Raw genomic sequence first — 12,188 nt, 5'->3', positions numbered from 1 at the left:
AGCACACATGAAATTAGTCAATAAAACCGCCATCGTCACGGGCGCCACGCAAGGCATCGGCCTGGCTTGCGCCACCCGCCTGATCGCCGAAGGGGCGCAAGTGATGCTGGTCGACATCAAGGAAGAAGGCGCGCAAGCGGCCGCCGCCCTCGGCCCGCAGGCGCGCTTCTTTTGCGCCGACGTCAGCCAGAAGGCGGACGTGGATGCCATGCTGAAGGAAACCCTGGCGCAGTTCGGCCACATCGATATCCTCGTCAACAATGCGGGCGTCACGCACGCGGCCGACTTCCTCGACGTCTGCGAAGACGATTTCGACCGGGTCATGCGCATCAACCTGAAATCGATGTTCCTGTGCGGCCAGGCCGTGGCGCGCGAAATGGTCAAGCGCAACAGCGGCTGCATCATCAATATGTCCAGCGTGAATGCGGAACTGGCCATTCCGAACCAAGTGCCGTACGTGGTGTCGAAGGGCGCCATCAACCAGCTGACCAAGGTCATGGCCCTGAACCTGGCCTCGCACGGCGTGCGCGTCAACGGCATCGGGCCGGGCACCATCCTGACGGAACTGGCCAAGCAGGCGGTGCTGTCGAGCCCGGAAGCGCGCCACACGATTTTGTCGCGCACGCCGCTGGGCCGCTGCGGCGAACCGGAAGAAGTGGCCGGCATCGCCGCCTTCCTGGCCAGCGACGACGCCACCTACATGACGGGCCAGACCATCTATGTCGATGGCGGGCGCATGGCGCTCAATTACACGGTGGCCGTGAAGGAATGAAGGCAGGCGCGGTCAGTTATATCGAAAAAGAATAATGGTTATCCGAAAAGATCATTAGACACATATCGTGCAACGCAGCATAATGCACCTGTCTCCACTATTCTCCTCCAAGAAAATAGTTTTAAGCCCGCTTTCACCAGCGGGCTTTTTTTTCGCTATCAGTCTTGAAACATGGCTATTCTTGCCATGCTCCACACTCTTTCCGACAATTTGCGCTGCCGCAAAAAAATGTTGCGGCGTGTCATCAGGCCGTCATCTTCGCCCCCTATACTTGCTTCATCTGCTGTACAGGCAACCGATATGCCTGACTACAGACAGGTGTGCCGCGATGGCACACCACTCCCCTTTCATGACCGTGGCGGGCGCCCGCAAGGCGCGCGACATGGTAAGTACCGAGCAACTCTCAACTCTTGACCCATTTCATTTGGGTTTTTGGCCCGCGCCCCCGCGGGCCTTTTTTTTGCCTGTCCAGCAAGCTCTTGCGCAAAAACACGGTGGCCCGCCCTGCCCATGATATTGTGGCGTCCTTTCCACCTGTCCTGACGCCTCATGCCCGTACCCTTGCCCGAACTGTGTTTTGCCGACCGCTACGAACGCCTGCGCTACCGCACCGCGCTGGTGCTATATGTGCTGGTGATCCTGATCGGCGACATTCCCGGGGTGCGCGCGGACGTGGGCCAGTATGCGTCGGGCGGCGTGCTGCATTCCTTCGGTTATGGCGTGCTGGCCCTGATCCTGTTCAGCGGCACGGGCGGCGGCATGGCGCGCCGGGCGCTGCTGTCGGTGCTGATGGTGGCGGCCATGGGCGCGCTGGACGAATTCATCCAGAGTTTCCTGCCCTACCGCCATGGCGCCGTCAGCGACTGGGTGGTCGATGTCACGGCCGCGGCGGCGGTCTGCCTGCCGCTGTATTTCCTGTGGCCGAAAATGGTCGCCGCAGCCCTTGGCAAGGACGCGCCGCTGCCCGAAGCCTGAACGGGGGATGGCTCGCGCCCGTCAGGCGCGGTCCGCTTCGCTATCCTGCAATGCCAGCCGTAACTGTCCCTGGCCCCGCTTGCCCAGGCGCCGCATCAAGGCGCGCGTCTCGCGCCGGCTGCCGGCCCCCATGGCGCGTGCCGTATCGCGCTGCATCTCCAGCAACTGTTCCGAGCGCGCCAGCCGCACCAGGCCATGCAAGGCCTGGGCCAGCACATGGCGCGCACGGACATCGTGCGCAGTGCCGCCGATGGCCAGCACCAATTCATCGATCAGTTTTGCTGTAGGGCCAGATGACATTTTTTCTCCCGATTGAACAGTGAGGAAACGTGCAGCCGCACGAAGTGGTAATTGCCAGCATCGTTTATACCAAGCACGGCAATTAGACACTTGATCTAGCTCAATCGACAATGACGGCCGCCGAACATCCCTGTTCCGCCATGCTCTTACATGCAGCAATCGCCGCCATCCGCATCACCGCGGGTGCCGATCCTGAGTGTGCGACCATGAGGAGACCAAGATGAGATCAAAAACCACCCTGCTGCTGACCGGCCTGACATGCGCCTTGCTGGCAGCCTGCCATTCCACGGAAAAAACCGGTCTGGCGCGCAGCAATAGCGGCGAAACCTATGCCGCGCCGGCCGGCACGACGCCGCAAAGCAGCACGGCCAGCACCGCCAGCAGCACGGCCACCGATACCAGCAACGCCCAGAGCAGCATGGGCAGCGACATGCGCAACGACGCGAACCAGTCCACCATGAACATCAGCTCGGCCACGGTGCAGTCGATAGAAACCGTGCCGCGCAGCATGGACCAGGGCAGTGGCGACATGCAGGCGGGCACGTCGGGCACGGCCGGCAGCACTTCGGGGGCAGCGGGCAACATGCTGTACCGCATCACCTTGCGCCTGGACGACGGCACGACGCGCACCTTTGTGCAAAACACCCAGCCCGCCTTCCAGATCGGCGACAAGGTCAGCGTGCAAAAAGGCGTGATGCAGCGCTATTGATCGGTATGTTGATCGGTATCAACGCTGGCCGGCGCTGGCCGCTTTCCTCCACGCCTGGCCGCATTTGGCACGCACTTGATACGCAGTTGGCACGCAGTTATCATTTTCAAGCCAAGGCCAGGGTCAGCGGCCGGCTGCGCCCCTGCACCAGGGCCGAGGGCCAGGCCGGGTCATGCGTCAGGTTGTGCAATTGGCTGCCGTCGAGCAAAAACGTGTCTTCCACCGTGCTGCCGGGCAGGCTGGGGTGGAAGGCCAGCGCCATGCCCCGCTTGAGGATGATTTCCGTGTGCGCGCCGGCCGCCACTTCGGGGGCCAGGTAGCCGTGGATGCCGCCCTGCCGGCTGGTGCGTACCGTGTCGGGCTGGCCTGCATACGCGTAGGCGCTGTCGAGCGCGTGATACACCATGCTCAGCGCATGACCCGTTTCGCAAGCGTCGAGCGCCACCGCTTCCAGCGCCAGCATGGCCGCATCGGCATCGTCCATGACCACCGCCGTGCCATCGGCGCGATGCTGCGCCGGGCCGAAGCGCCGTTGACGGCTGAGGCTAGCGCACAGGCCGAAACGCCGCGCGCACAGGGCCAGCACGGCTTGCGGGCCCAGCTCCACCTGGGCTGGCGGTGCGCGCCGGTACCGCTGTTGACGCTCCGCTCCGCTGACCAGCACGTGCACGGCCTGCAAGCCCCGCAGCCACAGCGCGCGCGCGCAGGCGGCAGCCAGTTCCAGCTCGCTCCAGTCGGGGCGGGCCTGGCGCAGCGCATCCGCGGCCGCGCGGGCAGCCAGCTGCCCCACCTGCCGGTAGCGCAGCTGTTCCGATTCCAGCAGCACCAGCCGCTCTTCGCGCAAAGCTACGGGCAGGCTGCGTTCGTGCAAGCCCGGCCGGTCGGACAGGACCGGCGCGCCACCGGCCGCATGCTGCACGAAATGCTCGCGCAATTCATACAGCTGCGGCTGCATCCAGGGCGACACTTGCCACGTCCATGGCCCGCGCACTTCTTCCTCGCGCATGCGCATGGCTTCGGCTTCGTCCGTCAAGATATAGGCGGCGTCGCGCGTCACCAGCACTTCCGCGCAGCCGCACTCGGCCGTATGGTAGTGGCTGTTCGACGCGCCCGCCGTGGCCCACGCAAACCAGTCCACGCCGCGCAGGCGCACGGCGCCGGCACGCTGGTCTTCCAGCCAGCCCCGCATCTGCGCCAGCTTGTGCGCCACTTCCAGTTCCAGCGGCCAGTTCATGACCGCCCCTCGTGCGGGCGCCGGCGCGGCGCCACGCCACCTGCCCTGCCTGGCGCCAGCCGGGTCTCCTGTTGTGCATGCATAGCTGCTCCCTTCCTACATGGAAACGTAAGACCGGCGCCCCCATCAAAAGTTCAGTGCCCGGATGCGTCTCAGGCTTGCAGTCTATGACTTCCCTCTGTTTTTGCAAGCCGCTATTTCGCCAGCTCGATCAGGACAGCCGTGTACATCTGCAGATTCAGCAACAGCTGTTTTTCCGTGATGAACTCGTGTTCGGAATGCCCCGTGTACACCGTGTGCGGCATGGCCGGGCCGAAGCTGACGGCGTTCGGGAACAGGCGCGAATTGGTGCCGCCGCCGATGGCGACCGGTTGCGGATGCGCGATGCCCGTGTAGTGCTCGAACACGGACAGCAGGGTGGGAATTTGCGGCGCGTCCGTCTGCAGCCACGGTTCGCCGATCTGCACCTGCAGGGTAGCGGGTACCTGGCGCCACGCCTTCCAGCCATCGAAGGCGGCCGTCACCTGTTGCTGCAGCACGGCCGCCGTCTTGCCTTGCGGACGGCGCAGGTTGATGTTCAGTTCCAGCGCGCCGCCATCTTGCTTGAGCACGGTGGGCGCTACCGTCATCGGCCCCATGAAGCCGTCGCGGTAAGCGATCTGGCCGAAGCGCTCGCCGTAGATGCCGGTGCCCACCAGTTCATTCAAGAACGACAGCATGTCGGCCGCCTGCGTGCCCTGCCAGGGCTGCACGGCCAGCGCGTCGGCCAGCATGCTGATGGCGTTGACGCCGTCTTCCGGCTTCGACGAGTGGGCCGACACGCCCAGCGCCGTTACCGTCAAGGTATCGCCAGTGCGCGCGTAGCTGTAGCGCACGCCCTGCTGGCCCTGCGCGCGGGCGCGGATGGCCGCTTCCAGCGCGGCCGGCGCGTGGTCGATCACGGCTTGTGCGTCTTCCGGGATCTGGCTGCCGAAAAAGCCGCCCGCCAGGCGCGTCAGCACGGCGCCGCCCTTGGCCGGCAAGGCCGTGCGCGGCGGCAGGGTCAGCTTGATGGAACCGTAGCCCTTCTCGGCCGTCACCACCGGGTATTCCGCATCGATGGTGATGTTGACCTGCGGCGGCGTATGGGTTTTCAGGAATTGTTTCAGCGGTTCCCAGTCCGATTCCTCGGCCATGTACACGTACAGTTCGATGCGCTTGCTCAGCGGCACCTGCTTATCCTGGATGGCTTTCATCGCATACAGGGCCGTGGCGATGGGCCCCTTGTCGTCTTCCGTGCCCCGTCCCAGCAGCTTGCCAGGTTCGCTGCTGCGGTCCAATTCGAACGGCGAACGGGCCCATTTCGCGGGGTTCACCGGCTGCACGTCGCCATGCGTGATCACGCCCACCCGTTCGCTGCCGCTGCCCATGCCGATGATGAGCACGTGGCCGTGATCCTGGAAATCGAATCCCAGGCGCTGCGCCTCGGCCGCCAGGTAGCGCTTGAAGCCCGTGTGCTGTGGATTGTCGGCAAAGGGCACGGCCGGGTCGGCCACCGTGTTGTAGCTGATCATCTTCGCCAGGCTGGCGATCAGCGGTTCCGGATAGGTGGCCAGCGCGTAGCGGGCCGTGTCCTGCGCCTGCTGGCTGACGGGCGCGGCGTGAACGGAGGGCTGCAGCAGCAGGCTCATCAAAGTCAGCAGGATGGGTTTCTTGAACATGGCGGGGCGCATAAAGTAGGGAGGCCAACTCTAGCATCGCCCGCACCGATTTCCAATCGATACGAGTTTTTTACCGATCAGTACGCAAATTCCCGATTCGCATTATCATGTGCACAGCCTGTCATCCCTGCCGCTTCCAAGGCCGACCCTACTGGGGTCAGGGGATAGACAAATCGTCCATTGTGATTTTCCACCACGTCCCGATATCGCTACCATGATTCCATTTTCCATACTCGACCTGGCCCCCATCGCCGAAGGCAGCGACGCCAGCCAGTCGTTCAAGAACACGCTCGACCTGGCGCAGCACGGCGAACGCTGGGGCTACAACCGCTACTGGCTGGCCGAACACCACGGCATGCCCGGCATCGCCAGCGCCGCCACGGCCGTCGTGATCGCCCATGTGGCGGCCGGTACCAAGACCATCCGCGTGGGCGCGGGCGGCGTGATGCTGCCGAACCACTCGCCGCTGGTCATCGCGGAACAGTTCGGCACCCTGGAAGCGCTGCATCCGGGCCGCATCGACCTGGGCCTGGGCCGCGCGCCCGGCTCCGACCAGACGACGGCGCGCGCCCTGCGCCGCGACCTGCAGTCCGATGCGGAACAGTTCCCGCAAGACGTGCTGGAATTGATCGACTACATGTCTGACGAGCCGCGCCAGCGCGTGCTGGCCGTGCCCGGCAAGGGCGCGAAAGTACCCGTGTGGATACTCGGATCCAGCCTGTTCGGCGCCCAGCTGGCCGCCCACCTGGGCTTGCCGTATGCATTCGCCTCGCACTTTGCGCCGCAGATGATGATGCAAGCCGTGGCGTATTACCGCGAACACTTCAAGCCGTCAAAACAATTGGCGAAACCATACGTGATGCTGGGCTTTAACGTGTTTGCCGCCGACACGGATGAGCAAGCGCACTTGCGCGCCACGTCGATGCAGCAAGCGTTCGTCAACCTGCGCACGGGCCGCCCGTCGCGCCTGCAGCCCCCTGTGCCCGGTTACCTGGAGCAATTGGGTCCGCAGGAACGCGCCATGCTCGATTCCGTCCTGTCGTGCACGGCCATCGGCGCGCCGGACACCGTCAAGGCGAAGATGGCCGCCTTCATCGCCGAAACGGGCGCCGACGAGCTGATGATCACCTCGCAGATCTTCGACCATCAGCACCGGCTGCGCTCGTATGAAATCACGGCGCAGGTGCATGCGGAGCTGGCCCGGCAACAGTAACTGAACGTTTTCCTCCCTCGGTATATCCCCCTATACCCTTTTCCCGGCCGTCGGCAACGATCGCCGGGATTTTTTTGCCTGGCGTGTTTAGCTGCCGTCTTGCCTGCCCCCTGCCGCAAAATCGGCCCTGCCCGGCAGGAAATGTGCAGCCCCGCTATCATGCTCATCCAAAAGCATTATTCCAAGAAAGCTGTACCGCATGAAATCTGCAAGCTCTTCCGTCGATGCCAGCACCCTGCTGAGCTCCACCCGCATCCTGTTGTTCGCCCTGTCCGCCGGCGTGCTCGTCGCCAGCCTGTATTACGTGCAGCCGCTCACGTCGATGCTGGCCGCCTCGTTCGGCGTCAGCGTGCCGCAAGCCGGTTACCTGGTCACGGCCACGCAGATCGGCTACGTGCTGGGCATCGTGTTCCTCGTGCCCCTCAGCGACGTGCTGAACCGCCGCCAGTTGCTGACGTGGATGCTGATCGCCAAGATCGGCGCCCTGCTGCTGGCCGCTACCAGCCAGAATATTATCGTCTTTGCCATCGCCAGCGTCTTGATGGGGATCACGTCCAGTGCATTGATGGTCGTCACGGCCATGGTGGCGTCATATGCGCCGGATCACAGCCGGGGCCGCATGGTGGGCACCGTCATGACGGGCTTGTTGTTGGGCATCTTGCTGGCGCGTACCGTGTCCGGCACGGTGTCGCAGATCAGCGGCGGCTGGCGCACCGTCTACGTGCTGGCCGCCATCGTCGTGGCCGCCCTGCTCGTCATGCTGCGCCGCATCCTGCCCAATGAAGCGCCACGCGGCAAGCTGCAATACGGAAAATTGATGGCCTCGCTGGCCGACATCATCCGCCAGGAACCGCTGCTGCGCCAGCGCGCCCTGTTCTCGGGCCTGGGCCTGGGTACCTTCAGCGTGTTCTGGACGGGGCTGACCTTCTTGCTCAGCGGCGCGCCGTATCACTACTCGGAAATGCAGATCGGCCTGTTCGGCCTGGCCGGCGCCACGGGCGCCTTTGCCGCGAATACGGCGGGCCGCATGGCCGACCGCGGCTATGCGCGCCAGGCCACCTGGCTGCTGGCCGTCGCCTCGATCGCAGGCTGGGCCTTGATCGGCTTTGGCGCCCATTCGCTGGTGCTGTTGTTGATCGGCATCGTCCTGCTGGACATGGGCGTGATGGGCCTGCAAGTAACGCACCAATCCATCATCTATAAACTGGCGCCGCATGCGCGGGCAAGGGTTACCACCGTCTTCATCGCGGGCGGCTTCATCGGCGCCTCGGCAGGTTCGGCCCTGGCCAGCGCCAGCTTTGCCGCCGGCGGCTGGCCCGCCCTGTGCATGGTGGGCGGCGCCATGCCGCTGCTGATGCTACTGGTGTGGAGCAAGTATCGCCACACGCAGCGCCGGCTGGAACGGGCAAGCGCCACCTGAACCAGCGCGAAAAAAAACCGCTCGGCCGAGCGGTTTTTTTTCGTCCCTATTTCGCTGGCGCGCGCGCCTTGCCGAACGCATCGCCCGCCTTCCAGGCCGGCATCTTCGCGCCATTTGCCACGGCTTGCCCCAGGTTCAGGGTGAACTGCGCCTGCTGCGTCATGCCGGACAAATCCCAGCTGGCATCGTACTCATCCGTGACTTGATGGTAGCGGGGGCCGTAGGCGGCCGCCTTGGCTTTCGATGCCTCGACATCCTTGATGTACTCGCGTCCGCCATTGATGGAAAACGCGGGCACGCCCGCCTTGGCAAAACTGAAATGGTCGCTGCGGAAATAACCGCCGGCCAAGTCGGGGCGGGCTGCCGCGATGTGCATGCCCATGGCTTTCGCCACCGTGGCGGCGATCGCGCCCAATTCCGTGCGCTCGCTGCCCTGTGCGCCGATGTCGCGCGTGGCGCCCACGAAATTCAAGCTGTCGAGGTTCAGCGCGGCCGCCGTCTTGTCCAAAGGCCACAGCGGGTCGGCCGCGTAGGCGGCGCTGCCCAATAACCCTTGCTCCTCGGCCGCCACCCACAGGAAAATCTGCGTGCGCTTCGCGGGTTGCTTGACGGCTTCCTGCGCCATGGCCAGCAAGCCGGCCGTGCCGGAGGCATTGTCGACGGCGCCGTTGTAGATCGTGTCTCCGTTGTCTCCCTGCTTGCCCAGGTGGTCCCAGTGGCCGCTGTAGATGACGGCTTCATCTTTCAATACCGGATCGGTGCCCGGCACCATGCCGGCGATATTGAATTGCTCCACCTTGCGCACGGCCGATTTCATTTCACCCGACAGTTTGGCATTCAGCGCGACGGCCTTGAAATCCTTGTTTTCCGCCTGCGCGCGCAAGGCGTCCAGGTCCTGTCCACCGGCCGCAAACAGACGGCGCGCCGCCTCTTCCGCGATCCAGCCCTGCAGCGGCGTGCCGGCAGTGCGGTCCGCCAATTGGAAGCGCTCGCTGCCGCTCCAGCTGTTCTGCACCACGCTCCAGTCATACGATGCGGACGGTTTCGTGTGAATCAGCAATACGCCCGCGGCGCCCTGGCGCTTGGCTTCCTCGAATTTGTAGGTCCAGCGGCCGTAATAGGTCAGCGCCTTGCCGGCAAAGCGGTTCGGCTCGGCGGCAGTGGGCTGCGGGTCGTTGACCATCATGACGACGATCTTGTTTTTGACATCGACGCCCTTGAAATCGTTCCAGCCCTCTTCCGGCGCCGTGATGCCATAGCCGACGAACACGAGCGGCGCATCGAAGGTGTGGGCGGCAACGGAGTCGCCCGTGGCCCAGACCCAGTCCGGGCCGAACGCCAACGGCACGGCCTTGCCGCCCGCCACGGCTTGCAGGCTGCTCTCTTGCGGCAGGGATTTCACGCCGGCAATTTGCACGCTCTGGCGGTAGCTGTTGCCGCGCACGGGTTGCAGCCCGGCCATCTGCGCCTGGGTTTCCAGGTAAGCCACCGTCAGGTCGGCGCCGCGCTGGCCCGTGCCCCGGCCTTCCAATAAATCGTTGGACAGGAAGGCCAGGTGGGCGCGCAGGGGCGCTTCCTGCACGATGGGCAAACCGCTGGCGGCGTGGGCGGAAAACGCCAGCGCAGTCAAGGCGAGGGAAGAAAACAGCTTCTGCATAATATCCTTTGGGTAAGAGGAGGAAAGCGGTCCGGCGGATGGCCGAGCCGGCGATTGTATGCCATGGAGAAAGATGGCTCAAAATGCGGACGAAAAAAATCCCCGCGGCAAGGGCGGGGATGGGCGATGGAAGCTGCGTCAGACCAGCAATTACACGAGCAAGGCCGCCGCCAGCGATTCGATCTCTTCCGCCGATTCGTCGAGGATGGTGTGCAAGGTGCTGCCGCCGATGCCGAAGTCGATCTTCGCGGCCGCCTGGCGCCGTGCGGCGCTTTCCGGCGGATGCAGGGGCGAGCCGACAGGCGACAGATCGTTGGCCAGCACCAGGGTCGCGCCCAGGGTGCGGGGCGGGAACGGGCTGCCGCCATGCCACATGCCTTCCACGGCCTGCAAGACCATGTCCGGTACTTGCAGCTGGCGCAGCACGCCGCGGCCGATCAGCTTTTCGCCGTATTCGATCCAGTCTTCGGTATTGTCGTCCAGCAAACCCGGATATTCCTCGGCGCGCGACAGCAGATAAAAGCCGCCCACTTCGTGCACGATGGCGGCGAACATGGCCGTTTCCACGTCCACGTGCGTGACTTTCCGCGCGATCACCTGGCTCAGCGCGGCCACGTGGGCCGTGTGTTCCCACAGCTTGGCCGCCTTGGCGCGCAATTGCGGGTCCGTGATCTGGCTGCCCAGCTGGCGCACGATGACGGACGCCACCATCGACTTTAACGTGGCAAAACCCAGGCGCGAGACGGCCGCGCGCACGTTGGCGATTTCATTGCCGGAACGGTTGTAGGCGGCCGAGTTGGCCAAGGCCACGACCCTGGCCGACAACAGCGGCTCGGCCATGACCATGCGGGCGGCCGCTTCGATATGGCAATCGGGGTCGTCCAGCGCTTCCTGCAGCTTCAAGGTGGCCTTGACGTTGGCGGGGAACGTCAGCTCGCCCTTGCTCGCTTGCAGCGCGATAATCTTGAATACTTCCAGTCTATCCATGGGTCAATCTCCGGTACGGGCTTGTTCAAGCTCTGCTCTGTGGGTGGGCCGGGAACGCGCATGTATCCCCGGCCCTGCTCCCGTTTCCGGCAATATTACAGCAAGTTTATACTCAAACCTATTACTTTCCGGAAACTTTCCCTGCCACGCCTTCGACAAAATAATCCATCTTCGTCAGCGCTGCATCGTCCAGCACGCCTTTGTCCAGGCGCACTTTGCCATCGTTATCCTTGATCGGCGCGCTGAAAGGATTGAGCTTGCCAGCAACCAAGTCTTTCTCGCGCGCCAATACAAACTGTTTCACGTCGGCGGGCACGGCGGCGTTGATGCCTTCCAGCTTGACCATGCCATCCTTGATGCCGCCCCAGGTGCTGCTGGACTTCCACGTGCCGTCCAGCACGGCTTGCGCCTGCTTCGTATAGTAGTCGCCCCAATGGTGGGTGACGGCGGCCAGCTGCGCCTTCGGACCGTACTTTTTCATGTCCGAGTGGTAGGCGATCGCATACTTGCCCTTCTCTTCCGCCGCCTGCACCACGGCGGTCGAGTCCGTGTGGTGGGTGACCACGTCGGCGCCCTGGCCGATCAGGGTGATGGCCGCGTCGCGCTCCTTGCCCGGGTCGAACCAGCTATTCACCCACACCACTTTCACTTCCGCCTTGGGGTCGACGCTGCGCATGCCGCGCGTGAAAGCGTTAACTCCCTGCAACACTTCGGGGATCGGGAACGCCGCGACATAACCGGCCACATGGGTCTTGCTCATCTTGCCCGCCAACACGCCTGCCAGGTAGCGGCCTTCATAAAAACGCGCATTCGTGTTGGCCACGTTGACGGCGGTCTTGTAGCCAGTCAGGTGGATGAACTTCACATTAGGAAATTGCTTCGCCACTTTCAAGGTGGGATTCATGTAGCCGAACGAAGTCGTGATGACGAGCTTGCTGCCCGTTTGCGCCAGGTCGCGGATCACCCGCTCCGCATCGGCGCTCTCCGGCACGTTTTCCACATACTTGGTGGTGATCTTGCTGCCCAGCGCCTTTTCCATTTCCTTGCGGGCCAGGTCATGCTGGGTGGTCCAGCCCGCGTCGCCGATGGGGCTGATATACACGAAGCCGACATTCAGCGGCGCCGTCGCGGGAGCGGCGGCCATGACGGGCATCAAAACAGCACTGCAAACGGCGGCGCACAATAGTTTCTTGGACATGGTTTTCCTTGTGGTGAGTGATT

General features: G+C 63.9%; 11 protein-coding genes. 5 read left to right on the top strand and 6 right to left on the bottom strand.

Going from position 1 to position 12,188, the window contains the following annotated elements:
• The first annotated feature begins 7 nt into the window (after positions 1–7).
• Positions 8–772, top strand: a complete 765-nt coding sequence (locus tag O0879_RS19095) for an SDR family oxidoreductase (protein WP_099665232.1) — start codon at positions 8–10, stop codon at positions 770–772.
• A 549-nt stretch (positions 773–1,321) separates the two neighbouring features.
• On the top strand, positions 1,322–1,747 hold the full coding sequence (locus tag O0879_RS19090) for a VanZ family protein (protein WP_289913373.1): 426 nt from the start codon (positions 1,322–1,324) through the stop codon (positions 1,745–1,747).
• A 21-nt stretch (positions 1,748–1,768) separates the two neighbouring features.
• Here the strand turns inward: O0879_RS19090 and O0879_RS19085 are convergent, their stop codons facing one another.
• Positions 1,769–2,047, bottom strand: coding sequence for a hypothetical protein (locus O0879_RS19085; protein WP_143451371.1), 279 nt, complete (start codon positions 2,045–2,047; stop codon positions 1,769–1,771).
• Between the two features lie 220 nt (positions 2,048–2,267).
• Here O0879_RS19085 and O0879_RS19080 point away from each other — a divergent pair, with 220 nt between their 5' ends.
• Complete coding sequence (locus O0879_RS19080) at positions 2,268–2,756, top strand: hypothetical protein (protein WP_289918195.1); 489 nt, start codon at positions 2,268–2,270, stop codon at positions 2,754–2,756.
• A 106-nt stretch (positions 2,757–2,862) separates the two neighbouring features.
• On the opposite strand, the gene O0879_RS19075 is transcribed toward O0879_RS19080, so the two are convergent.
• Together O0879_RS19075 and O0879_RS19070 are read right to left on the bottom strand one after the other, a co-directional pair.
• Positions 2,863–3,990 carry a peptidase M24 gene (locus O0879_RS19075; protein WP_289918193.1) on the bottom strand — a complete coding sequence of 376 codons (1,128 nt, stop codon included), beginning with the start codon at positions 3,988–3,990 and terminating at the stop codon, positions 2,863–2,865.
• Positions 3,991–4,184: 194 nt separating this feature from the next.
• Complete coding sequence (locus O0879_RS19070) at positions 4,185–5,690, bottom strand: dipeptidase (RefSeq protein WP_289918191.1); 1,506 nt, start codon at positions 5,688–5,690, stop codon at positions 4,185–4,187.
• Between the two features lie 214 nt (positions 5,691–5,904).
• On the opposite strand from O0879_RS19070, the gene O0879_RS19065 reads away from it, so the two are divergent.
• Both O0879_RS19065 and O0879_RS19060 read left to right on the top strand, forming a co-directional pair.
• Positions 5,905–6,903, top strand: a complete 999-nt coding sequence (locus O0879_RS19065; RefSeq protein ID WP_289918190.1) for an LLM class flavin-dependent oxidoreductase — start codon at positions 5,905–5,907, stop codon at positions 6,901–6,903.
• A 199-nt stretch (positions 6,904–7,102) separates the two neighbouring features.
• Complete coding sequence (locus O0879_RS19060; RefSeq protein WP_251349868.1) at positions 7,103–8,323, top strand: MFS transporter; 1,221 nt, start codon at positions 7,103–7,105, stop codon at positions 8,321–8,323.
• A gap of 46 nt (positions 8,324–8,369) precedes the next feature.
• Here the strand turns inward: O0879_RS19060 and O0879_RS19055 are convergent, their stop codons facing one another.
• From O0879_RS19055 to O0879_RS19045, 3 genes are all read right to left on the bottom strand, one after another.
• Positions 8,370–9,980 (bottom strand): M28 family peptidase, encoded by a 1,611-nt coding sequence (locus O0879_RS19055; protein WP_289918189.1) that lies wholly within the window; start codon positions 9,978–9,980, stop codon positions 8,370–8,372.
• 150 nt (positions 9,981–10,130) lie between these two features.
• A complete protein-coding gene (locus O0879_RS19050; protein WP_077400451.1) occupies positions 10,131–10,967 on the bottom strand; it encodes an HDOD domain-containing protein in 837 nt (278 codons plus the stop codon).
• Positions 10,968–11,088: 121 nt separating this feature from the next.
• On the bottom strand, positions 11,089–12,165 hold the full coding sequence (locus O0879_RS19045; RefSeq protein WP_289918188.1) for a BMP family ABC transporter substrate-binding protein: 1,077 nt from the start codon (positions 12,163–12,165) through the stop codon (positions 11,089–11,091).
• Between the last annotated feature and the right edge of the window lie 23 nt (positions 12,166–12,188).

The organism is Janthinobacterium sp. SUN120, assembly GCF_030397735.1.
Taxonomy (GTDB): domain Bacteria; phylum Pseudomonadota; class Gammaproteobacteria; order Burkholderiales; family Burkholderiaceae_D; genus Janthinobacterium; species Janthinobacterium kumbetense.
Note: the sequence above shows the minus strand (reverse complement) of the source record. Positions and strands in the feature narration are given on the sequence as shown.